The sequence below is a fragment of the Planococcus sp. A6 genome (genome assembly GCF_028823615.1).
Taxonomy (GTDB): domain Bacteria; phylum Bacillota; class Bacilli; order Bacillales_A; family Planococcaceae; genus Planococcus.
On the sequence record NZ_JAPEHT010000003.1, the window covers coordinates 35,354 to 58,985 of the forward strand.

Here is a 23,632-nt window from a genome sequence, read left to right on the forward strand (position 1 = left end):
ATGGCTACGAAACACGAAGAAGTAGGTTTGACGAACGAAGATGTCTTGAAAATATATGAAACGATGTTGACGGCACGCCGCGTTGATGAGCGCATGTGGCTCCTGAACCGTGCAGGGAAAATTCCTTTCGTCATTTCTTGCCAAGGGCAGGAAGCAGCGCAGGTCGGAGCGGCTTACGCACTCGACAATACGAAAGATTATGTCGCACCGTATTACCGCGACCTCGGAGTGGTCCTTCATTTCGGCATGACGCCGAAAGATCTGATGCTATCGGCATTTGCCAAAGCAGAAGACCCAAACTCCGGCGGACGCCAGATGCCTGGGCATTTCGGGCAGAAGAAAAACCGCATCCTGACAGGTTCTTCACCTGTAACGACTCAGCTTCCGCATGCAGTAGGTGTTGCGCTTGCTGGGAAAATGAAGAAAAAGGATTTCATCACATTCAACACGCTTGGTGAAGGCTCTTCCAACCAAGGTGATTTCCATGAAGGCTTGAACTTTGCCGGTGTACATAAACTGCCGGTCATCACAATGGTTGAAAACAACCGCTATGCGATTTCTGTGCCGTTTGAGCGCCAAGTGGCGAGCAAAAACGTTTCGGATCGTGCAGCAAGCTATGGGATGCCGGGTGTTACAATCGATGGAAACGACCCGATCGAGGTATATAAACACGTGAAACAAGCAGCAGACCGCGCACGCAACGGCGAGGGCCCGAGCTTGATCGAGACGGTTTCAGAACGCATGACAGCCCACTCATCTGATGATGACCACCGCCAATACCGTTCAGCGGACGAACTCGCGGCACAAAAAGAAAAAGACCCGATCTTGTTGTTTGGTGCTTATTTGAAAGAAAACAACGACCGCATCATGGCGCTCGTTAACGAAGCGACAGATTATGCAGAAAACGCAGCATATGCACCAGCAGAAAGTGCAATGAAATACGTCTATGCAGAAGAAGGAGGAAACGAATAATGGCAGTTATGAGTTATATCGATGCCATCACGCTTGCCATGAAAGAAGAAATGGCGCGTGACGAAAACGTTTTCGTACTCGGGGAAGATGTCGGGAAAAAAGGCGGCGTCTTCAAAGCGACACAAGGGCTTTACGATGAATTCGGCGAAGACCGCGTAGTTGACACGCCGCTTGCTGAATCAGCTATCGCAGGCGTTGGAATCGGGGCGGCCATGTATGGCTTGCGCCCAATCGCTGAATTCCAGTTTGCGGATTTCATCATGCCGGCAGTCAACCAGATCATTTCGGAAGCTTCGCGCATCCGTTATCGTTCTAATAACGACTGGTCTTGCCCGATCGTCTTCCGTGCTCCATTTGGCGGTGGCGTCCACGGCGCACTTTACCATTCGCAATCCGTCGAAGCGGTATTTGCCAACCAGCCTGGCTTGAAAATCGTCATCCCATCAACACCATATGACGCCAAAGGCTTGTTGAAAGCAGCGATCCGCGATGAAGATCCGGTCATGTTCTTCGAGCACAAACGCGCATATCGCCTAATCAAAGGCGAAGTGCCGGAAGATGATTACACAATCGAAATCGGCAAAGCCGACGTCAAGCGCGAAGGCGAAGACATCACTGTCATCACCTATGGATTGGCTGTCCATTTCGCGTTGCAAGCAGCAGAACGCCTAGCTGAAGATGGCTACTCCGTCCACATCTTGGATCTGCGTACGATCTATCCATTGGATAAAGAAGGCATCATCGAAGCAGCGAAAAAGACCGGCAAAGTCCTGCTTGTCACTGAAGACAATAAAGAAGGAAGCATCATCGGCGAAGTGGCAGCAATCATCGCTGAAAACTGCCTATTCGACCTTGACGCACCGATCAAACGCCTTGCAGGACCGGACATTCCGGCAATGCCATACGCACCGACCATGGAGAAATTCTTCATGATCAACCCGGACAAAGTAGAAAAAGCCATGAGAGAACTAGCCGAGTTTTAAGAAGAAAAGCGGAAATGGCCGTTTAGCTTCGACAGGCATAAAGCAGGCTGGCGAAGCGGCGCTTTTTGCCGTACAGCCAGAATGATTTATGACCCGAGAAGCTGGCCATTGCAGCTAGACAGAAGAAAAGCGGAGTTGCCCATCTAGCCCCGACAAGCGCTGGAGGTCATGTCAGCACTGGCGCTTTTTGCCAGTGCAGGCGGGACCGAAGCGACCTCGAGGGGCTGGGCAACGGAGCTGGACAGAAGAAAAGCGGAAATGGCCGTTTAGCTTCGACAGGCATAAGCCCGAGAAGCTGGCCGTTAACGCATAAACCTTATAAATGAATTTGCATCACAGATTGAAAAGGAGGAATCCCTTTGGCTATTGAAAAAATCACGATGCCCCAACTTGGCGAAAGTGTAACAGAAGGCACGATCGAAAAATGGCTCGTCCAGCCAGGCGACCATGTAAACAAGTATGATCCGTTGGCGGAAGTCAATACCGATAAAGTAACGGCAGAAGTTCCTTCATCCTTTACGGGGACGATCAAGGAATTGATCGCTTCTGAAGGCGATACATTGGAAGTCGGCGAAGTGGTCTGCACGATCGAAACTGAAGGCGGAGATTCTGCCCCAGTGGAAGAAGCAAAACCAGCTGAAGGCGAAAAAGCCAATGAAATGCCAGCTGCAGGAGCCGCACCGACCAAAAAACTCGAAGGTGAAAAAGGTTCGTCAAAACCGGCTAAACCACAGGGTGGCAAAGCACGTTATTCACCAGCCGTTCTTCGTCTCGCGCAAGATCACGATATCGACTTGAACCAAGTCGAAGGATCTGGAAACGAAGGCCGCATCACCCGCAAGGATTTGATGCAATTAATCGACAGCGGCAACATTCCTCAAGCTGGCAGCGAGACTGCACAAGCGCCACAAGCGGCTGAAACAGCAGAACCTGTTCAGCAAGACGCGCCGCAACAAACACCGAAAGCGCCAGCTGCTAAGGAAGAATCAATCGAATCGGCTCCTGGCGATATCGAAATCCCCGTCACCGGCGTGCGCAAAGCGATTGCAGCGAATATGCTCAAGAGCAAGCACGAAGCTCCGCATGCTTGGATGATGATCGAAGTCGACGTGACGGATCTTGCGCAATTCCGCGATTCCATCAAAGGCGACTTCAAGAAAAAAGAAGGATTCAACATCACGTATTTTGCATTCTTCGTCAAAGCGATCTCCCAGGCATTGAAAGAGTTCCCAATGATGAACTCGATGTGGGCAGGGGACAAGATCATCCAGAAAAAAGACATCAACATCTCGATTGCGGTCGCTTCAGACAACGCCTTGTTCGTTCCGGTCATCAAAAATGCTGACGAGAAATCCGTCAAAGGCATCGGCCGCGAAATCAACGAACTGGCGCAAAAAGCGCGCACAGGCAAGTTGAAGTCGGCAGATATGCAAGGCGGCACGTTCACCGTCAATAACACCGGGTCGTTCGGTTCTGTCCAATCGATGGGCATCATCAACCACCCGCAAGCTGCGATCATCCAAGTCGAGTCGATCGTCAAGCGCCCAGTCATCATGCAGGGTGGAATGATCGCTGCACGTGATATGGTGAACTTATGCCTATCGCTCGACCACCGTGTTCTTGATGGTCTCGTTTGCGGGCAGTTCTTGGCACGCGTTAAAGAAATCCTTGAAAAAATGAACAAGGACAATACACCAGTTTATTGATGAAAAGTTTGGAGTCTTCGGACTTCAAGCTTTTTTTTCCTTTCAGTAACTTGCAACGTCAGGTAAAATGGAGACAGAAAGCTTTGAGGAGGGAATAGTTTGACGATTGAATCGATGAAGAACATTCAGTTTCCTGAGCGTACATACGAAGAATGGAAACAAGCAGCAGAAGCTGCACTGAAAGGAAAAGATTTTGAAAAGGTGATGAAAACCAGCACCATTGAAGACATCACCCTCGAACCCCTCTATACGAAAGACATGCTGGAGCGATCCGTATCCGATGTGGAAGCACAAGTAGCCGCTGTGCAGAGCGGCAAGTTCGGTCCTTCCTGGATCGTGGCGCAGGAAATCACAGCGCATGATGCCGAGGAATTTTTGGCTGTGACAGAAGATGATCTGTCACGAGGAAATGAAGCGGTCGTCTATTCCGGTGCGCAGCCATTCGACTGGACCGAAGCGCAGCTCGAACAACTTGCGGATTTGATTGTCCGCTATCCGATTTATTTCAAGGTGACTGAAGATAACGATCCCATTTTAAAGGTGTTCGATATGCTTCCAGCTGAACAGCAGGCAAAAGTACAAGGCGTCATTTTCACGGAAGAGCCAATTCAGGCACCAGAAAATGTCCGGACGGGCTTGATTGATACTTTGCCGACGCATAACGCCGGCGGGACGATCATCCATGAACTTGGTGTGGCGCTTAGCATGATGGCCGAAGCGCTGGACCAACAGGATTTCGAATCAGCAGCGAAGAGCTTTTGGGTCCGTTTTGCAGTCGACACGCATTTCTTCCAGGAAATTTCCAAAATACGGGCATTCCGCGTATTGTGGCAGGCATTCTGTTCCGCTTACGGAAAACAAGCGCCGCGCATCCCGATATTTACGGAAACGTCGGTGCGCTCGTATTCCAAACTGGACCCTTACGTCAATTTGCTGCGGGCAGGCAATGCCACTTTTTCCGCCGTCCTTGCGGGAACGGACGGGCATACTGTGCATCCGCATGATTTCCTGACAGTTCCGACTGGTTCCAGCCGGCGCATCGCACGCAATGTACAATTGGTCATTAAAGAAGAATCCCATGTTTCGCACGTCACCGATGTTGCAGCTGGATCCTATTACATCGAAAGCCTAACGCGCGAATACGTCGATGCAGCATGGAACTATTTCTTGGAAATCCAGGAAGCAGGAGGCTATTCCGAAGTGAAGCGGACTGGCTGGCTGACAGACGACATTCAAGCCAAATGGCTCGATCGCGAACAGCAAGTAGCCAACCGCAAAGCTTCCTTGATCGGCACGAATATTTACGCCAACCCGCAGGAGCCGGTGAAAGACGCCAAAATCGATACCGCCCATTTGGAGTATATGACAGCCAAACGCTTGGCGACGCCTTTTGAGAAATTGCGTGCGAAAAGCCGTGAAACGAGCGTCAAATCGGCCGTTATCTTGTTGGAGCCGTTAAAAGCCGTGAAACCGCAGGCGGATTTTGTGCAAGGCTTCTTATCCGTCGCAGGAATCGAGCCAGAAATCAGCCCGTATCTTTCATCCGCTGACGAAGTGAATCGGTATATCCGTTCTGAAGAGCTCGACTACGCCGTTCTATGTGGAAGCCGTGAAACACTTGAAAAAACAATCCCGCAACTCGATGCGAAAGCGGCAATTGATGTTGCCGGGAAAATCGATAAAGAAACATTAAAAAGTTGGGAAGCAAACGGGATCCGCGATTCTCTCTATGCGGGCAAGCCGTTGATCGATAAATTAGAAGCTGTTTTGTCAATTGGAAAGGAGGCGCTGTAAATGACGACACCTGATTTTACGAAAATTGACGTCACAAAACTCGATACGGCTAAATTGGGCGACCGGGATGAGAGCGCTTTTATGACCAACGAAGGCATTGCCGTGAAACCGTTTTATTCTTCGAAAGACTTGAATGAAGAACAAACGAGCTATCCTGGATTTGCACCGAACGTCCGCGGGCCATACCCGACGATGTACGTGTCACGGCCTTGGACAGTACGCCAATATGCCGGTTTTTCGACCGCTGAAGAAAGCAACGCCTTCTACCGCCGCAATTTGGCAATGGGCCAAAAAGGCTTGTCCGTTGCATTCGATCTCGCGACGCACCGTGGCTATGATTCCGACCACCCGCGCGTTGTCGGCGATGTCGGTAAAGCCGGGGTAGCCATCGATAGCGTAGAAGACATGAAAATCTTATTCGATGGCATTCCTCTTGACCAGATGTCTGTATCGATGACGATGAACGGGGCAGTTGTGCCGATCATGGCATTTTTCATCGTCGCTGCAGAAGAGCAAGGCGTCTCTCCGGAGCAACTCGCAGGCACGATCCAAAACGACATCTTGAAAGAATACATGGTCCGCAATACGTATATCTACCCACCGGCGATGTCGATGCAGATTATCGCGGACATTTTCAAATACACATCTACCCATATGCCGAAATTCAACTCGATTTCCATTTCGGGCTACCATATCCAAGAAGCGGGTGCTACTGCGGATATTGAGCTTGCCTATACGCTGGCAGATGGGTTGGAATACGTGCGCACCGGTTTGGATGCAGGAATCGGCATCGACCAGTTCGCGCCGCGCTTGTCATTTTTCTGGGGCATCGGCATGAACTATTTCATGGAAGTCGCAAAAATGCGGGCTGGACGCGAAATCTGGGCGAAGATGATGAAGAGCTTCGACCCGCAAAACGCCAAATCCTTGGCGCTCCGCACGCACTCCCAAACTTCGGGGTGGAGTTTGACGGAGCAGGATCCGTTCAATAACGTCACGCGCACTTTGCTTGAAGCGAATGCGGCGGCGATGGGCCATACGCAATCCTTGCACACCAATGCACTCGATGAAGCGATTGCCTTGCCGACCGATTTCTCGGCGCGCATTGCACGCAACACACAATTATTCCTTCAAGAAGAGACTTTGATGAACAATACGATCGATCCATGGGGTGGTTCGTATTACGTTGAAAAGCTGACGGAAGAATTGATGGAAAAAGCGTGGACATTGATCGAGGAAGTCGAAGAGCTCGGCGGCATGGCAAAAGCCATTGAAACGGGGCTCCCGAAAATGCGCATCGAAGAAGCGGCTGCGAAAAAACAAGCGCAAATCGATTCGAATGAAGAAACGATTATCGGCGTCAACCGTTACCGTCTCGACGAAGAAGACCCGATCGATATTTTGAACATCGACAACACGATGGTCCGTAAAAAGCAGATTGAGCGACTCGATCGGATGCGCGATACGCGCGACCAGAAAAAAGTAGAGAAAGCGTTGCTGGAGCTGACAAAAGCGGCAGAAAGCAGCGAAGACAATATTCTTGCCTGCGCTATTGAAGCAGCGCGCCACCGGGCATCACTCGGCGAGATTTCGGATGCTATCGAAAAAGCTTCCGGCAGGCATAAGGCGGTGATCCGTTCTGTGAGCGGTGTATACAGTTCAAACTTCTCCAACCAGGAAGAAATGCAGATCGTCAAACAAATGACGGAGGAATTCATTGAAAACGAAGGCCGCCGCCCGCGTATCCTTATCGCCAAGATGGGCCAGGACGGACACGATCGCGGCGCGAAAGTCATCTCGACCGCATTTGCTGATCTCGGCTTTGATGTCGACATCGGGCCATTGTTCCAAACGCCTGCAGAAACAGCCCAGCAGGCCGCGGAAAACGACGTCCACGTCATCGGCGTCAGCTCGCTTGCAGCTGGGCATATGACACTTGTGCCGGATCTCGCGGCGGAGTTGAAAAAAGTGGGGCGTGAAGACATTTTAATCGTCGTCGGCGGCGTCATCCCGGCACAGGATTACGAATTCCTGCGCAATAACGGCGCAAGCGCGATCTTCGGGCCAGGGACAGTCATCCCGGTTGCCGCCCAAAAAGTCATCGAAGAAATTTACGCACGCCTCGGGTACGAGGAAGAGGCAAACTGATGGATCGCGAGAAGCAGTCCAGACAAGTCATGTCGGGTGTTTCAGATAAGCATGATGGCATGAATGCATTGCCAAGGAAAAAATTTAAAAAGCCGGCTGCCAACCAGTTTGATTTGGACGAGCTCGCACGCGGCGTGGAAAGCGGATCGCGCTTGCATTTAGGTAAGGCGATCACCTTGCTTGAAAGCACCAACCCCGATCACAAAAAGCGCGGCCAGGAATTATTGAATGCGCTGCTGCCGAAAACGGGCAATAGCATCCGCATCGGCATCACTGGAGTTCCAGGAGCCGGCAAAAGCACATTCATCGAAACCTTCGGGACGATGCTGACAGAGCTCGGCCACCGGGTAGCGGTGCTTGCGATCGATCCGAGTTCCTCGCGAACCGGCGGCAGCATACTCGGCGATAAAACGCGTATGGAAGAACTGGCGCGAAATCCTAAAGCGTTCATCCGGCCTTCGCCAACTGCAGGAACGCTCGGCGGCGTCCATAAAAAGACACGCGAGACGATGCTCTTGTGCGAAGCTGCAGGCTACGACGTAATCTTGGTCGAAACGGTCGGTGTCGGACAGAGCGAGACGCTCGTGCGCGGCATGGTTGATATGTTCCTGTTGCTTGTGCTGACGGGTGCTGGAGATGAATTGCAAGGCATGAAAAAGGGCATCTTGGAATTGGCGGATGCGATGATTGTCCATAAAGCGGACCAGAACAATTTGCCGCTCGCCAAGAAAACCGTGCGGGAATACAAACAGATGCTGCATTTTTTGCAGCCGGCGACCGAAGGGTGGACAACACGCCCTTTGGCGGTTTCGTCCATTGAAGGAACCGGCATGCAAGAGATCTGGGATATGGTCAAGGATTTTGAACAAACGGTGAAAGAAAGCGGCTATTGGGATACGAGGCGCCAGGAACAGACGCGCGATTGGTTCCATTCGATGATTACCGATGAATTGCTTGGCCGTTTTTACGGCGACCCAGAGCGCAAACAGCAGGTTAAAGACATGGAACAGCGTATTCTTGACGACCGATTGACGGTCTCGCAGGCGGTCACGGAACTGTTCAAGTAAGCTTTTTTGCAACTGTGCCGCCGTCCTGATATGATAAGAACAGCAATAATGAAGGAGTGGTACAGATGAGCATGGATTTTAATTTCCTGATGAATGATATTGTTACACAAGCCCGCCAAGAACTAACTGACGGTGGCTATACACAGCTCGAAACGGCAGAAGACGTGCAAGAGGCATTCGCAAAACCCGGCACGAGCCTTGTCATGATCAACTCGGTTTGCGGATGTGCAGGCGGCATCGCACGCCCGGCTGCTCTTCACTCGGTCCATTACGATAAACGCCCGGACCACTTGTACACAGTGTTTGCCGGCCAGGATAAAGAAGCAACAGCGCAAGCGCGTGACTTGTTCGGCGATGACCATTTGCCATCGTCACCATCATTCGCTTTCCTGAAAGACGGAAAATTAGTGGATGAAATCGGCCGCCACGAAATCGAAGGGCACGATCCGATGTCGGTCATTACGCATATCCAGTCAATTTTCGAAGAGCATTGCGAAGAAATGTAAGAAAAAATGCCCCCGGCAGCGGGGGCATTTTTGTATTTTGAGGGGAGACGCCTATGAAACTGAAACCTTATCGCATCGGCTATCGGACCATGAAAACAGCGCTCGGGGCCGCCATCGCCATTTATCTGGCCCAGTTAATCGGACTCGAATATTACGTGTCGGCCGGTATCTTGACGATTCTGTGCATCCAGCCAACGAAAAAAAAGTCGGTTCGTGCCGCGTTCTCCCGCTTTGTCGCCAGTATGATCGCCGTCGGATTTGCCTTAGTCTTTTTCGAACTAGGCATGTATCATCCTGTCACGCTCGGCATTCTCATCTTATTGTTCATTCCAGTGCTCGTGAGCCTGGGCTTTTCGGATGGCTTTGTATCCAGCGCAGTTATTTTAATGCACCTATATGATGCAAAGAATTTGACAATGGGGTTATTCCTCAATGAAGTCCTGTTGATGGTGATTGGTTTCGGCACGGCGTTGATCGTTAATATGTACATGCCGAGCATCGAGAAAAAGCTCGACCGCTACAGGGAAGAAGTCGAACGGCTGTATTCGACGATTTTCCGTGAAACGACCATTTACTTGCGGCACGGGGAATCGGGTTGGACCGGCAAGGAATTGATGGAATCGGAAAAGCTGATCGATAAAGCCAAAGCGCTCGCTTATCAGGACGTTGAGAATCACTTGCTGCGCCACGAAAACAAGTATTACCATTATTTCGATATGCGCGAGCAGCAGCTTCAAATCATCGAACGCATCTTGCCGAAAATCACGGCCCTCCCAGTGATCGTCGGACAGACCCAGCTTGTTGCTGACTTTTTGGAAGACTTGTCCGAACATGTGCATTCCGGCAATACCGCCGACCAATATATCACCAAATTGGACCGGCTGAAAGCGAATTTCGCCGAGATGCCATTGCCTGATACGCACGAAAAATTCCTCGCGATGGCGGATCTGAATGCCATCATTCAGGAAATGGAAACCTATCTCGAGATCAAGCAGAGCTATAAAGGCTTCCACAATAAAAAAGGGCTCAACCCAAGCCTAGCCTAATAAACCGGCCAGAGAAATCACGCTCTGGCCGGTTTTTGTGTGCGCACGAAAAAAAGGGCCCTCTCAGCGCGTAGTTCATGCGCGGAAAGAAGCCCTTCAGCAGATTTCAAATTAAATGACGAAGCTTAAGCCCATCATCAGGCTCGATAGCAGCATCAATCCGACCATTGCGTAGACAATGACTTTACGGAAAGCTTGGTTTCTCATGGATAGCATAGCTCCTTTTTTTCCTGTACTTTGAAAGAATCATACCACATATGGGCTGATTTTTAAACTGGCAGCGTCGCCATTTTCTTAATATTCGATAACAACTAGAGTTTTTGGCTTTGAATGGGTACAATAAAGAGGAAGCCAAAAAAGGAAGTGAATAAGGATGAAGAAAGTAGATCATATCGGAATCGCTGTAAAAGATTTAGAGCAGGTCCTGCCTTATTACACAGAGACACTCGGGTGTCCGTTGATGAAAATCGAAGAAGTGGAAGGGCAGAAAGTGAAAGTGGCCTTTATCGATGCAGGCAATATCAAGCTGGAACTACTTGAGCCGATGAGCGAAGACAGCCCGATCCACAAATTCATCGAGAAAAAAGGCGAAGGCATCCATCACATCGCGTTCGGTGTCGACGGCATCGAAGAACGCATGGCGGAACTTCGTGAAAACGGTGTCAAATTATTGAGTGACGAACCGAAACCGGGAGCAGGCGGGGCAATGGTCGCCTTTTTACACCCGAAATCGTCAAATGGCGTTTTGTATGAACTGTGCGAAAAGAAGTGACGGAGGAGTGGGGAAATGGACATTTATGAACGCATCAATGAGTTGTATGACAGAAAAAGAGAAATCGAACTAGGCGGCGGTGAAGCCCGCATTGACAAGCAGCACGAAAAAGGCAAACTGACAGCCCGCGAGCGCATCGACTTGTTGCTCGATGAAGACAGCTTTGTCGAGCTGAGCCCATTCGTTGAACACCGCACAACCGATTTCGGCATGGGCAAAGGCCCGGGAGAAGGCGTCGTCACTGGCTACGGCAAAGTGAACGGCCGCCCAATTTACTTGTTTTCTCAGGATTTCACCGTTTTCGGGGGAGCACTCGGGGAAATGCATGCGAAAAAGATCGCCAATGTCATGGATATGGCAGCGAAAAACGGCGCTCCGTTTATCGGTTTGAACGATTCCGGCGGTGCGCGCATCCAGGAAGGCGTATTATCGCTTGATGGCTATGGACATATTTTCTACCGCAATTCAATTTATTCGGGAGTCATCCCGCAAATTTCCGTCATCATGGGGCCATCTGCAGGCGGAGCGGTCTATTCGCCGGCCATTACCGATTTTGTCTTCATGGTCGACAAAACGAGCCAAATGTTCATCACCGGTCCGAAAGTTATCGAAACGGTCACTGGAGAAAAAATCTCCTCTGAGGATCTCGGAGGATCACGTGTACATACCGCCATCAGCGGAAATGCCCATTTCCGTTCAGGTTCAGAGCAGGAAGTACTCGAAATGGTGCGCCAATTGGTCAGCTATTTGCCGCAGAACAACCAAGAAATGTTTCCGCCCGGATCTGGCTGATATCGTCCCTTACGAAGCGATTCGCCCTTATGACGTCCGGAAAGTCGTTGAACAAGTCGTCGACAAGGACAGCTTCATGGAAGTGCAGCCGGAATTCGCACGCAATATCGTGATTGGCCTTGCCCGTATCAAAGGCGAAACGGTCGGGCTTGTTTGCAACCAGCCGAAAGTGATGGCAGGCGGCCTCGATATCGATTCTTCTGATAAAGCAGCGCGGTTCATCCGCTTCTGCGATAGCTTCAATATTCCGCTCATTACCTTTGAAGATGTCACTGGGTTCTTCCCGGGCATCAAACAAGAGCACGGGGGCATCATCCGTCACGGGGCGAAAATCCTCTATGCTTATTCGGAAGCGACCGTCCCGAAAATGACCGTCATTTTGCGGAAAGCTTACGGCGGCGCCTATGTGGCACTCAACTCGAAATCAATCGGTGCGGATTTGGTGTTCTCTTGGCCGAATGCCGAAATCGCGGTCATGGGCCCGAACGGCGCAGCGAATATCATCTTCGCCCGTGAAATCGACGCAAGCGACGATCCCGAAGCGACACGTGCAGCGAAAATCGAAGAATACCGCGAGAAATTCGCGAATCCTTATGTTGCCGCCGCACGGGGCATGGTCGATGACGTCATCGACCCGCGTGAAACACGCATCAAGCTCATCCAGGCTCTCGAGATGATGCGCCACAAGAAAGACGAACGGCCGAAGAAAAAACACGGCAATATGCCACTATAAAAGACTTTACGACCAATCTCTTCCTGTTAACAGGAAGAGATTGATGCGTTTTGCATGAAGTCGGCAAGTGCTAAGGCTATAATAGGAACTGGACTAAATGGAATAGAAGAGGAGTTTTTGGAATGAAAACCGATCGCTTATTGGAAGAATTTTTGGAGCTTGTGCAAATCGACTCCGAAACAAAAGAAGAAGCCGCCATTGCGAAAGTATTGACGGAAAAGCTGGAAGCTCTCGGCTTTAGCGTCGTCGAAGACGATTCAAAACAACGCACAGGACATGGTGCAGGAAACCTGGTGGCGACACTTGAAGGCACGAAAAAAGATGCGCCGCCGATTTATTTCACCGTACATATGGATACAGTTGTTCCCGGTAAAGGCATCAAGCCGGAAGTCCGCGACGGCTATGTGTATTCAGACGGCACGACTATCTTAGGCGCTGATGACAAAGCTGGTGTTGCGGCATTATTGGAACTTGCACGCCATTTGTCAGAAGAAAATGTTGAACACGGGGATATCCAATTCCTGATTACAGCTGGCGAAGAAAGCGGTTTGGTCGGGGCGAAAGAATTCGATGCGTCCCTATTGAAGGCAAAATTCGGCTATGCAGTCGATAGCGACGGCCAAGTCGGCGGCATTGTGACGTCTGCGCCGAACCAAGCAAAATTGTGGACAACGATCTACGGCAAGACGGCGCATGCCGGCGTTGCGCCGGAAAAAGGTGTATCTGCGATCACCATCGCATCAAAAGCGATCGCGCGCATGAAACTCGGGCGCATCGATGAAGAGACGACCGCAAACATCGGCCGTTTCGAAGGCGGCAAAGCGACCAATATCGTTTGCGACGAAGTCCATATCTTGTCTGAAGCCCGCTCGATTAGCGAAGACAAATTGGCAGACCAAACGGCTCACATGGAATCCGTTTTCGAAGAAGTTGCCAAGGAAATGGGCGGACGTGCGGAAACAGATGTCCAGCTCATGTACCCAGGATTCCGTTTTGATGAAATGGACCCTGTCGTAGATATCGCGAAAGCTGCAGCTGAGCGCATCGGCCGCCCATCACCTGTCCTCACAAGCGGAGGCGGAAGCGATGCCAATATCATCAATGGCCACGGCGTTCCGACGGTCAACCTATGTGTCGGCTATGAAGAAATCCACACAACGAACGAACGCATGCCGGTCCTAGAGCTTGAGAAACTGACCGAGCTCTTGGTCGAAATCGTCAAAGAAGCAGCTACACGTTAATCAAACCATAACAACTGCCCCGACAGGCCATTACACTTGGCTTATCGGGGCAGTTGTTTGTATATAGGGATGGTGATGGAGATTACGCTGCAAGGGGACGCTTTCCGGAGGGCTCGCATTGAGCCGCTTCGATCGCTGCGCAAAACCCCGCCTGCTCAACTCTCACGATGTTCGAGCTTCGCAAACGAATCCGCTCAATGTCTTTCGCGTATTCGCTTGCAGGGTCTCAATTGTCTCGCTGATCCTCCCGGAGTCGCCCCTTTCCGCTCCATCTCTAAGTATAGTGTGGAATTGAAATTCTTCTGACATTGAAATTAGCATGAGCAGTTTTAGACAGCTTTGAATATATAAATTGAATAGATACTAAGCATCTTTTTATCTATCAAGTTTAATTAAGCGTCTCCAAACCGGATGAAGACAACTAAGAATGGTGCTTCCTCGCATGCAAAATATAGTGAAATCTAAAGCCGAACCGCGCACAAGGGCGAGCCGACGCAATAAGACAAGTGATTTTCTTGGCTTATTGCCAAAGGCCAGCCCAAAGCGGGAGGCGGCTACTTAATAGATGAAACAAACAATAACCAGAACACTACACTCACAAGTCCAACTAAGAATTACAATAAGCGGATATACTTGATGTAACAGTGCTCCATGCTCCACAACAAAAAGGTGAACAGGATGCCTGTTCGCCTTTTTTTTGATACACTGAAAGAAAAAGGAAAGCGAAGCGATTGTTATGGCGGGGCGAGTTATTTTCCACATTGATATGAATAGCTTTTATGCATCCGTCGAGCAGGCGCACGATCCGTCGCTGAAGGGAAAAGCCCTGGCGATTGCGGGAAATCCGAAAGAGCGCAAAGGTATCATCGTCACTTGTTCTTACGAAGCGCGGGCGCATGGCATTTACACGACAATGCAAGTGCACGAGGCGAAGAAGAAATACCCGGGACTCTTGCTGATGCCGCCGAACTTCGACCGCTACCGGGAAGCGTCACGGCAAATGTTCGAGATCTTGCGCACCTATACCGATGCCGTGGAGCCAGTGTCGATCGATGAAGCCTATATCGACGTGACGGAATTATCGGCTGACCGGCACCCGGTAGACATTGCCGAAGAGCTGCAGCAGCGAATCTTAAAAGAGTTGGATTTGCCGTGTTCCATCGGCATCGCGCCGAATAAATTCCTCGCCAAAACAGCGTCCGATATGAAAAAGCCGCTTGGCATCACCATCCTCAGAAAGCGCGATATCCAGCGCATCCTGTGGCCAAGAGAAGTCATTGAAATGCACGGCATCGGAGAAAGTACCGCGAAAAAACTCAATAGCTTGAAGCTGTATACGATCGGCGATTTGGCGAATGCGCCGGAGGGCTTGATTAAGGAGAAGATGGGGAAAAACGGTGTGCGGCTGCAGGCGCGTGCCAGAGGAGAAGACAGCCGCGAAGTCGACCCGGATTCGATCTATGACCGCAAAAGCGTCGGCACGTCGACAACTTTGCCGTTCGATGAAACCGACTTGGAAAGCTTACAGAAAATCTTCAAGACTTTAAGCTCGAAAGTCGCATCCAGGCTGCATGCGAAAAACTTGGCAGGCCCAACCGTCAGCATTCAAACGCGCAGCGCAGACTGGAAAAACCGCACCCGCAGCGTCACCTTGAACAATACCGTGTGGAAAGAGCAAGACATCATGGTACAGGCGTGGCAATTGTTCGAAACGCATTGGAACGGTGAACCGTTGCGGCTGGTCGGAGTGACCGTCTCGAACGTCGTCGACAAAGGCGATATGACCGAACAATTGTCTCTATTCAATTTCGAGGAACACGCGAAGGATGAACCGATTCTGGACTTGGTCGCCAAGCTAGAAAGCCGTTTCGGTAAAGGCTCCGTCTCTAGAGGCATGCCGTATCATCAATCGAAGCACGATGCACAAACCAGTTTAAGCAAAGATTTTCTGAGTGACCACGAGAGGAAGAAACGCTAATGCAAGTTTTATTTTTAGGAACAGGGGCGGGCATGCCGTCGAAACAACGCAATACTTCGGCGCTCGCCTTGAAATTACATGAAGAACGGGGAGCTGTCTGGCTGTTTGACTGCGGGGAAGCGGTCCAGCATCAGATCCTCGAAACGACCCTCAAGCCGAGAAAAATCGAGAAGATCTTCATTACCCATATGCACGGTGACCATATTTTTGGCTTGCCGGGGCTGTTGGGATCGCGTTCGTTCCAAGGCGGCGATGAACCGCTCGACCTGTACGGGCCGAAAGAGCTGAAGGAATACGTGGAGATGACCCTGCGCTTAAGCCGGACGCATTTGACTTACCCGATCCGTTTCCATGAAGTAAAAGAAGGTATTATCTTTGAAGATGACACGATGACCGTCGAAGCGGGCCTCTTGGCGCACGTCATCCCGACTTACGGCTATCGCATCAAGCAAAAACCGTTGTTGCCGAAGCTTGATATGGACAAAGCGAAACAGCTCGGTGTTCCGAAGGGCCCGCTGCTTGCCAAGTTAAAGGCGGGCGAAACCGTAGAACTTGAGGATGGCCGAAAAGTGGAATCCGCAGAAGTGACCGACCCGGCAGAACCCGGCTTTACGGTCGCGATTCTTGGTGATACCCAGTACTGCTTGAAGTCGGAACAATTATCGCAAGATGCCGACCTGGTCGTCCATGAAGCGACGTTCGACGGCGAAACGGAAAAACTCGCCAAGGAATACGGCCATTCGACGACTTTGGATGCGGCCAATGTGGCAAGACGAGCCCGAGCTCAAAAACTCATCGTCAATCATATGAGTGCGAGGTTTATGCCGGAACATGAAAAAGAGTTATTGAAAAGCATGCGCCAAGTCCACGAGGACAGCGAAATCGCCCACGACTTTGACGAATTCGGGTGGAATAAAAAAGAGCGCCAGATGGTGAAGATAATAGAGGATTGAGAGTCAGGCGTTTTCCGGTTGTTTCGATAGCATCGAATGAACAGCAGGGAAAACGTCTTTTATTAGCGAAAGGAAGTGCGGAACATGGATTTCCAGACTGTCATGCAAGAACTCGAAGCCTTGGGGAAAGAACGCACGAAGAAAATGTACGTGTCGAGCGGGGCAAAAGAGCCAGTATTCGGCGTGGCCACAGGCGCAATGAAGCCGATCGCTAAGCAAATCAAAATTGACCAGCCTTTAGCAGAACAGTTGTATGAGACCAGCAACTACGACGCGATGTACTTTGCAGGCATCATTGCTGACCCAAAGGCGATGACGGAAGCTGACTTCGACCGCTGGATGGACGGGGCTTATTTCTACATGCTGTCGGATTATGTTGTGGCGGTTACCTTGTCGGAATCCGATATCGCGCAGCAAGTGGCCGACAAATGGATAGAAAGTGGCGATGAGCTGCGCATGTCTGCCGGCTGGAGCTGTTATTGCTGGCTGCTTGGCAACCGTAAGGACAGTGAATTCTCGGAAGACAAAATTTCCGCCATGCTGGATACCGTGAAAGAAACGATTCACGCATCCCCTGAACGGACGAAAGCATCGATGAATAATTTCCTCTACACAGTCGGCATTTCCTATAAGCCGTTGAGCGACAAAGCGGCCGAAACCGCAAAAGCCGTTGGCAAAGTCGAACTCAAACGGGAAAACAAGAAACCGACACAGCTCTATGCCTATGACAGTATCCAGCAAGGCTTGGAGAAGGGGCGTCTTGGATTTAAGCGCAAATTTGTTAGGTGTTGATTGTAGAGTTTAGGGTTGAATAAACAATAGAACTGCAAGTTGTTTGTGGTACAATATGATTTAAATGGTAATTTAAAGGAGAATGTAATCATGGCAAATGAAACCAAAACACTGGCAGGACTCAATTTGAATTTCTGGAAACAGGATGAACATACGATTCATATGTCTATCAAAAACCCACATGCCGGAAAAGATTCATGGCTTACGAGCATTGAACATACCGATAAGCATGAAGGGACGCAAATGGCTCGTACACATAATAATTTGTTCAGAGACTTAAAATCAATTCTTGAAGAAAACGGCAAGTGGTAAAAAAACCTTCGTGATGAGTAAGCGACAAACCTAGATGGCTGGCATGATAAATGCCGCATTTGGGTTTTTTTCTTTGCTCTCAATTCTCTCCGTCATTTGCCGATCATAAGCGCTGTGGGGGCCATCTCTTTTTTCATCACTTTGATTTCCAGAATGTGTTATATGGTAAAATAAGTTGACATAAAATTCTTACATACCAATAGACCATTCAGATAGCAGGGAAATCGATGGAACTGCGCCCGAGATTTTCATTACATGTATAAAAGGAGAGCTAGTGTTGTCGGATTTGGTTTTTGCGTCGCTTGGCGCTTTATTGTGCAGTTCTACGGTTGTTTACTATATAAAAAGAAAAAGAAAAGCCGAGGATTTTTATTTAGTGGTCATTACCACTGCACTATTTGGTTTACTCTGCCTAATGCTTATATTTTGGACCGTACAAGACATGATTGCGATTAAGAACGGTGATTTCGAAACTGTAAGTGGCAATTGCAGCATTACAAAATTTGAAACGAGCGGAAGAACTCATATAGAAGAAATCCATATTGAATTAAATGGGAAAGTGATTTTTGGAGACTTTGCAGAATTCGACTCTGTCAGACTTGGTGATTACCCCTGTAAGGTTGAATACATTGAACAAACGATGACTTTATACTCTATTGAAGAACTGTCCGCAGATGACTAAAAAACCCATTGAGACTTGGTGGTAAGGAGTGACATGCTTTGAAGAGGGGAATCAGTTTTGAATTGCCGAATGACTATGGAAGTTTTTTAAAAGACATCCTTCATCCAATAAACGTTAAAGCCTTTAAGTGGCACATAGACAATGTAGAAGCTTTTGCAAGCAGGAATGGAAGTCATACGAACGATCTGTTTCCACATAATAGAGAGCAACTGACAGGTTCAGAGCTGAAGGAAGTAATCGAAACCGAACGAGCTTACGTGATCTTTGCAGAACTTCGCGCTTTTCAGGGGCCTGTTACTTCACATCCAGAAACTTACGAGGAGTTTGCTGCAAGCGACTGTCAATTGGTCCTGCTAATTGTCGATACAATCTATACGACAATCTATTGCAAAGATCAGCAAATGCTCCATGCGCTCTATGAGAACGCACACAGTTTTGGTTTTCAAGATTTGGAATATTTAAATGAACAAAACGATTCGCGTACAAGACTTTCAGTGTGGTGAGTGAGGAGGGTATCGATGGCTGAGCGAATTGAGGAACAAGTGATATATACCATAGAGAAAAAAGAAACTGGGTCTGTGCAGATAGTTGATGCAGATTGGACAGAAGATGATGGGTTAGCTATTATTTTTGAGAAGAACAAACAATCATGGATTCAGTTAAATGGCGTAGATGTAAAGCTAGGCATTCAAAGAAACTTCCACAGTATTCGATGGATTGATTCAGCAAATTTAATCGTGAGTGCGCTTTCTGACTTCCCCATCAAAGAAAGCAGCAAATTGGAACAATTGATTATAAATAGAGAAGGCAAGATTATAGAAACCCTTTACGCAGGGGAATATGTGGCAGATCAAATTGCCTGCAAAGAAGGCATCTGGTTCAGTTATTATGATGAAGGAATATTTGGCGGTGGGATTGATAAAGAAGGCTTGATATTGAAGGATTTATCGGGTAAGACTGTTTTCAGGTATCATAGCGATTTACTTGATCGGCCGGATATAGATGACTGTTATGCAATCTGTAAAGGGAAGGGCAGGGAACTTTGGTTGTTCCCATATCCGACTTTTCAATTAGTTGCCGTTGACCCACATAAGCGGGGCTTGTGGTTGTTTAATGTTCCGGAAATGCTCCACGGTTCAGCTGGACTTTGTGTTCGCGGGGCTTATGCGTACTTTTATAATCCTTACGATAGCAACGGGAAATTGTATCAGCTGAAAATAGGAACAAGTCAATTAGAGTTGCTAGGGGCATTTTCAGGGCGTCTTAGAGGAATGCCTCCTTCAGAACAGGCACACTTTATTTCAATTGAAGAGAACACAGTAAAATTATTTAAAATATTGAACAAAGATGAATACATATATTCGTAAGAACTTCATCATAAAAGGAGGACCATTATGAACGCATTAGTGATCGGTGCAACAGGAGCGACAGGAAAAGACCTTGTAGAGCAATTGATGGAAGATGATTCATTTGAAAGAGTCGATGTATTCGTAAGGCGTCAATTGAATATCCAGCATGATAAATTAACAGTCCATGTCATCGATTTTGACCGGACGGATATGTGGCGTGATTTGGTAAAAGGGGATGTGCTGTTTTCCTGTTTGGGTACGACGATCAAAGTGGCAGGAAGCAAAGAGGCACAATGGAAAGTAGATTATGGCTATCAATATGAATTTGCGAAAGCCGCAAAAGAAAACGGAGTCGGCCGGTATGTATTGGTTTCGGCTGAATTTGCATCGCCAAAAGCCCGCAGCTTTTATTCGAAGATGAAGGGGCAGTTAGAAGAAGCGGTCAAAGAACTAGGCTTTCCGAAGTTAACCATCATCAAGCGCGACCGCACCTTCGAAGTGATGGGTTTGAAAGCTATTCAATTTATGAATAAAGCAGGATTGTTTCGTTCCCAACAGCCGCTTCCCACTGAAGAGTTGGCTATGGCGATGATCAACTCAGCGAAACGAACACAAGGTGATATTGAACCATTGATAGGGACAGCCATACGCGAACGCGCGTCTTTAAAATTTGATTGAATAGAACTATTCGATCAAACGGGAAGTATAGATTCCGCATAATGAATATTATTATTCATTTTCTTATTGAGTGAAGGAGGTGTGCTAGTGAAAAGGAAAATCGGGTTCCTGGCTTTTTTGGTTTTTATTGCAGTTTTCATTTATTTGGTTATTCAATATTATTCAGAGGAACCAAGTGAGCAGACGGGGAATGCCAGCATTCCACAAAGCAACACTAGCTACGACATTGACCTCGATATGAGAGAAGCAGGAGTTTTCCGGGTTTTTGTAGACATCCTAATTACAAATGACTCACAGGAAAGTTGGGAAGACATCGCGTTCCACTTTGTCCCCAACGCCATGAATCCAGAAATGACTACTGGTTATTCAGAGAACCCAGCGAGTGTAGAAGTGAATTCAATCACTTCGAGTGAAGATAGATTGCAATATGAATTGGATAGTGGTGGTTTATTCATCGAACTGGAATCGGATTTAACACCAGGCGAGCAACAAGCTGTCACGATTGAATACACACTCACCTTACCTGAAAATGGCATGCGCTTGGCGCGGGTGGAAAACAATTATTACTTAGCTCATTGGTATCCGATGCTTGCTGAATATGACGGGGGCTGGCAAGTCAATGACTATGATCCCAAAGGAGAATCCTATGAAACGGGGTACGGCGATTATACGGTCACTTATCAATTGCCAGGCGATTACCTGATCGCCACTTCTGCACCAGACGGTACGGCAGAGGCCAGTTCATCTGGAACCTTAACCGGAAAGCCCATCAAGGATTTCTATGCGGCGTTTTTGGATCCAGCCGATTGGCAAGTCGTAGAACGCACGTCTGGAAATACCGAGTTGCGTGTGTTTGTGCCGGCTGAGTCGGAAATCCTGGAGAAGACGGCTGAACTGTCAGACGAAGCATTTGCTTATTTCGAAGAAAACATTGGCGATTATCCGTTTGCTGAACTGGATTTGATTGCGAATGACGGCTATATGGAATACCCAAATATTGTGGAAGTGCCGATGGACGAAGATTTACTTGATTCGATCTTGGTACATGAAATTGCGCATCAATGGTTTTACTATTTGGTCGCCAATGATCCATACGAAAACGCTTGGCTCGATGAGAGTTTGACCGAGTTCAGTACCGGCTTGTTCCTCAGCGATTATTACGGTGATGAAGACAGCGGTTTTCAAAATGCAAAGGCCTATGAAGAGTCATATGAAACGGAAACCTATGCTGATTTGGCGCTTGATGAATTTGACACCCCGGCCTATTATGCGACCGTCTATGGCAAAGTCCCTTTATTGCTGAAAGACTTTTTCGATGAACAGGGCGGAAACGAGGCCGCGCTGGAGTTTCTAGCGGATTATTACGAAGAGTTTCAATTTCAGCGGGTGACGAAACAACAATTTAGGGAGTTCTTTGAGGATTCTTTCGAAGGGGACCAGCAGGAGTTTTTGAATAGTTGGCTTCAATAAAACAATAAGCATTTTTAGGCGGGGGACTTAGCTGAAATTGAGCGGGTTCTCCGTCTTTTGTTTATGCCGCAGCCGTTTAATAAAAAAGGAGCGGAGGATGTGAGTGATACATGAAGCAATCGTCCATTATCCAAAAGCAAGACAACCAATCCAATGATGCCCTCGAAAGCGTCGAACGTTCGGAGCTTTGAAGCTTTCAATAAATGAATGCAGTTGCTGCAAATCTTGCTTTCGAACAGGAGAGCGGGATTTTTTATGGTATGATTAATTGAGAATTATTATCAGTTAAAAGAGGTGAATGCTGTGCTGGGGAAATTACATACCTTTCAAGTGCTGGCTGAATGCGGGTCCTATACCGAGGCGGCGAAACAGCTGTATTGCTCGCAGCCTTCCGTCAGCCAGCACATCCGCTATTTGGAAGAATACTACGGCGTGAAACTTATCGTCCGCAAAAAGCAGCGCATTGAGCTGACAGAGCGCGGCATTCTCTTGCAAAAACAAGCCAGGCAGCTGCTCGACTTGTTTGAGGCGACGCAGCAACTCATGGTCACGCCTGCTGCCCAAAAGCCAGTTGCCATTTATATGAGCAACCACATTGCTGAAAATTATTACGAAGAATTGTTCGATGTCCACGCGGCTTGCTGCAAGGCCTGCCCTTTTGAAATCAACGGCCGTTGCTATACGGAACTGCGCGAACAGTTACTGGCAAAAAAAACCAAGTTCGCTGTCATGCCGATTTATGCCGGGGATGATGGCTTTCATCAATCGTACAATATCCAAGGCTTGTTTGAGGAAGAATTCCAGTTGGTCTTCTCCGCCAGCCATCCTTTGGCGTCCCGAAAAGTGATCTATGCCAAAGACCTCGAACATGCGGCCGTGTTGCAGACGCAAAGCAGGCATATGCAAACACTCATCCAGCAGGCGCTCGAAGCGAAAGGCGTCGAGGCTTTTTATATGCAGATGACCGATTTCAAGATTATCAAAAAAGCACTGAGGCAAAGTGATTCGTTTTCCTTTCTTCCGCTAAAAGCGCTCGATTCAATTGACTCTTCCTTGGTTTACCGTTCCGTCAAAGGGCTGCGCATTGTCCGGCAAAACGGGCTCGTCATTGATACGGAACAACAATTAACCGAAGCAGAACAAGCCTATTGCGATCACATTTCGGAAAAACTCTCTTCATTTTAATGAGGGGAGTTTTTCTATTATAAGAAATGTTTATGGTGCCATCACGAACAATTATGCAACTAGCCGCAGCATAAGGTCGAAAAGGGAAAAATCAGTTATGGCTATCAAGCACCTATTTGATAACGGTTCTCAGTGGTGGTAGATTGAAGTGGCACAGCAATAGAGAAGCCTCGGCTTATGCCAGGGTCTTTAAAAAGGCGCTGAGTTCCACTGGAGAAATGGGGCGAGTAGATGAAAAAATTCCTCTTCTTGCTGATGGTTGGCTTGTCGCTTTCCAGCACAGCCGCTGCTGAAATGCTGCAGGATACAAGGATTGAAATTGGAAGCCGTGAAACTGCACAGTACCCTGATGAAGCAGCGGACCGGCTGGAGTGGCTCTTTACTTCAAGTGATTTGAAGTCTGCGAATACCGGGCAAGAGGCGAATGTTCTTATCAAAGAAGAAATTGATGACCAAGCAGGAGAGGTAAATAA

Annotated in this window: 22 protein-coding genes and 1 pseudogene; 22 read left to right on the top strand and 1 reads right to left on the bottom strand. The window is 48.6% G+C overall.

The window, feature by feature from the left end; genetic code table 11:
• From ON064_RS01025 to ON064_RS01060, 8 genes are all read left to right on the top strand, one after another.
• Positions 1–972, top strand: coding sequence for a thiamine pyrophosphate-dependent dehydrogenase E1 component subunit alpha (locus ON064_RS01025; RefSeq protein WP_274623242.1), 972 nt, complete (start codon positions 1–3; stop codon positions 970–972).
• The gene (locus ON064_RS01030) at positions 972–1,955 is read left to right on the top strand and encodes an alpha-ketoacid dehydrogenase subunit beta (protein ID WP_058380859.1); all 984 of its coding nucleotides are present in this window, start codon (positions 972–974) and stop codon (positions 1,953–1,955) included. Before ON064_RS01025 ends, ON064_RS01030 begins: the two co-directional genes overlap by 1 nt.
• Positions 1,956–2,314: 359 nt before the next feature.
• Entirely contained in the window at positions 2,315–3,661 is a 1,347-nt protein-coding gene (locus ON064_RS01035) for a dihydrolipoamide acetyltransferase family protein (RefSeq protein ID WP_274623243.1), read from the top strand.
• A gap of 99 nt (positions 3,662–3,760) precedes the next feature.
• Positions 3,761–5,455 (top strand): methylmalonyl-CoA mutase family protein, encoded by a 1,695-nt coding sequence (locus ON064_RS01040; protein ID WP_274623244.1) that lies wholly within the window; start codon positions 3,761–3,763, stop codon positions 5,453–5,455.
• Positions 5,456–7,603 (top strand): methylmalonyl-CoA mutase, encoded by a 2,148-nt coding sequence (gene scpA, locus ON064_RS01045; protein WP_274623245.1) that lies wholly within the window; start codon positions 5,456–5,458, stop codon positions 7,601–7,603.
• On the top strand, positions 7,603–8,670 hold the full coding sequence (meaB, locus tag ON064_RS01050; protein ID WP_274623246.1) for a methylmalonyl Co-A mutase-associated GTPase MeaB: 1,068 nt from the start codon (positions 7,603–7,605) through the stop codon (positions 8,668–8,670). The genes scpA and meaB overlap by 1 nt, the downstream gene beginning before the upstream one ends.
• 65 nt (positions 8,671–8,735) lie before the next feature.
• Complete coding sequence (locus ON064_RS01055; protein WP_058380854.1) at positions 8,736–9,176, top strand: BrxA/BrxB family bacilliredoxin; 441 nt, start codon at positions 8,736–8,738, stop codon at positions 9,174–9,176.
• 53 nt (positions 9,177–9,229) lie between these two features.
• Positions 9,230–10,222 carry an aromatic acid exporter family protein gene (locus tag ON064_RS01060; RefSeq protein WP_274623247.1) on the top strand — a complete coding sequence of 331 codons (993 nt, stop codon included), beginning with the start codon at positions 9,230–9,232 and terminating at the stop codon, positions 10,220–10,222.
• 111 nt (positions 10,223–10,333) lie between these two features.
• Here the strand turns inward: ON064_RS01060 and prli42 are convergent, their stop codons facing one another.
• Positions 10,334–10,429, bottom strand: coding sequence for a stressosome-associated protein Prli42 (gene prli42, locus ON064_RS01065; protein WP_156889046.1), 96 nt, complete (start codon positions 10,427–10,429; stop codon positions 10,334–10,336).
• Between the two features lie 166 nt (positions 10,430–10,595).
• Here prli42 and mce point away from each other — a divergent pair, with 166 nt between their 5' ends.
• The 14 genes and pseudogenes from mce to ON064_RS01135 form a co-directional block, all read left to right on the top strand.
• A complete protein-coding gene (gene mce, locus ON064_RS01070; RefSeq protein WP_068462108.1) occupies positions 10,596–10,994 on the top strand; it encodes a methylmalonyl-CoA epimerase in 399 nt (132 codons plus the stop codon).
• Between the two features lie 15 nt (positions 10,995–11,009).
• Positions 11,010–12,519 (top strand): annotated as a pseudogene (locus ON064_RS01075) (acyl-CoA carboxylase subunit beta).
• Between the two features lie 122 nt (positions 12,520–12,641).
• Positions 12,642–13,760 (top strand): M20/M25/M40 family metallo-hydrolase, encoded by a 1,119-nt coding sequence (locus ON064_RS01080; protein WP_121299905.1) that lies wholly within the window; start codon positions 12,642–12,644, stop codon positions 13,758–13,760.
• A gap of 736 nt (positions 13,761–14,496) precedes the next feature.
• A complete protein-coding gene (locus tag ON064_RS01085; protein WP_274623248.1) occupies positions 14,497–15,738 on the top strand; it encodes a DNA polymerase IV in 1,242 nt (413 codons plus the stop codon).
• The gene (gene rnz, locus ON064_RS01090; RefSeq protein WP_274623249.1) at positions 15,738–16,691 is read left to right on the top strand and encodes a ribonuclease Z; all 954 of its coding nucleotides are present in this window, start codon (positions 15,738–15,740) and stop codon (positions 16,689–16,691) included. Before ON064_RS01085 ends, rnz begins: the two co-directional genes overlap by 1 nt.
• An 84-nt stretch (positions 16,692–16,775) precedes the next feature.
• Complete coding sequence (locus ON064_RS01095; protein WP_274623250.1) at positions 16,776–17,483, top strand: DNA alkylation repair protein; 708 nt, start codon at positions 16,776–16,778, stop codon at positions 17,481–17,483.
• Positions 17,484–17,573: 90 nt separating this feature from the next.
• On the top strand, positions 17,574–17,795 hold the full coding sequence (locus ON064_RS01100) for a hypothetical protein (protein ID WP_058380847.1): 222 nt from the start codon (positions 17,574–17,576) through the stop codon (positions 17,793–17,795).
• Between the two features lie 277 nt (positions 17,796–18,072).
• Entirely contained in the window at positions 18,073–18,477 is a 405-nt protein-coding gene (locus ON064_RS01105; protein ID WP_274623251.1) for a hypothetical protein, read from the top strand.
• Positions 18,478–18,515: 38 nt separating this feature from the next.
• Positions 18,516–18,980, top strand: coding sequence for a DUF2691 family protein (locus ON064_RS01110; RefSeq protein ID WP_274623252.1), 465 nt, complete (start codon positions 18,516–18,518; stop codon positions 18,978–18,980).
• Positions 18,981–18,995: 15 nt separating this feature from the next.
• Positions 18,996–19,844 (top strand): TetR family transcriptional regulator, encoded by an 849-nt coding sequence (locus ON064_RS01115; RefSeq protein WP_274623253.1) that lies wholly within the window; start codon positions 18,996–18,998, stop codon positions 19,842–19,844.
• 27 nt (positions 19,845–19,871) lie between these two features.
• On the top strand, positions 19,872–20,504 hold the full coding sequence (locus tag ON064_RS01120; RefSeq protein ID WP_274623254.1) for an NAD(P)H-binding protein: 633 nt from the start codon (positions 19,872–19,874) through the stop codon (positions 20,502–20,504).
• Between the two features lie 87 nt (positions 20,505–20,591).
• Positions 20,592–21,974, top strand: a complete 1,383-nt coding sequence (locus ON064_RS01125) for a M1 family metallopeptidase (RefSeq protein ID WP_274623255.1) — start codon at positions 20,592–20,594, stop codon at positions 21,972–21,974.
• A 303-nt stretch (positions 21,975–22,277) separates the two neighbouring features.
• Entirely contained in the window at positions 22,278–23,159 is an 882-nt protein-coding gene (locus ON064_RS01130) for a LysR family transcriptional regulator (RefSeq protein WP_274623256.1), read from the top strand.
• A gap of 231 nt (positions 23,160–23,390) precedes the next feature.
• Positions 23,391–23,632, top strand: a 242-nt coding sequence (locus tag ON064_RS01135; protein WP_274623257.1) for a hypothetical protein, incomplete at its 3' end; no start/stop codon positions are given.

Coding starts and splice junctions, on each gene's coding strand:
- prli42 (WP_156889046.1), bottom strand. CDS start 10,429: ATGAGAAACCAAGCTTTCCGTAAAGTCATTGTCTACGCAATGGTCGGA.
- rnz (WP_274623249.1), top strand. CDS start 15,738: ATGCAAGTTTTATTTTTAGGAACAGGGGCGGGCATGCCGTCGAAACAA.
- ON064_RS01060 (WP_274623247.1), top strand. CDS start 9,230: ATGAAACTGAAACCTTATCGCATCGGCTATCGGACCATGAAAACAGCG.
- mce (WP_068462108.1), top strand. CDS start 10,596: ATGAAGAAAGTAGATCATATCGGAATCGCTGTAAAAGATTTAGAGCAG.
- ON064_RS01115 (WP_274623253.1), top strand. CDS start 18,996: ATGGCTGAGCGAATTGAGGAACAAGTGATATATACCATAGAGAAAAAA.
- ON064_RS01080 (WP_121299905.1), top strand. CDS start 12,642: ATGAAAACCGATCGCTTATTGGAAGAATTTTTGGAGCTTGTGCAAATC.
- ON064_RS01120 (WP_274623254.1), top strand. CDS start 19,872: ATGAACGCATTAGTGATCGGTGCAACAGGAGCGACAGGAAAAGACCTT.
- ON064_RS01100 (WP_058380847.1), top strand. CDS start 17,574: ATGGCAAATGAAACCAAAACACTGGCAGGACTCAATTTGAATTTCTGG.
- scpA (WP_274623245.1), top strand. CDS start 5,456: ATGACGACACCTGATTTTACGAAAATTGACGTCACAAAACTCGATACG.
- ON064_RS01055 (WP_058380854.1), top strand. CDS start 8,736: ATGAGCATGGATTTTAATTTCCTGATGAATGATATTGTTACACAAGCC.
- ON064_RS01025 (WP_274623242.1), top strand. CDS start 1: ATGGCTACGAAACACGAAGAAGTAGGTTTGACGAACGAAGATGTCTTG.
- ON064_RS01085 (WP_274623248.1), top strand. CDS start 14,497: ATGGCGGGGCGAGTTATTTTCCACATTGATATGAATAGCTTTTATGCA.
- meaB (WP_274623246.1), top strand. CDS start 7,603: ATGGATCGCGAGAAGCAGTCCAGACAAGTCATGTCGGGTGTTTCAGAT.
- ON064_RS01030 (WP_058380859.1), top strand. CDS start 972: ATGGCAGTTATGAGTTATATCGATGCCATCACGCTTGCCATGAAAGAA.
- ON064_RS01095 (WP_274623250.1), top strand. CDS start 16,776: ATGGATTTCCAGACTGTCATGCAAGAACTCGAAGCCTTGGGGAAAGAA.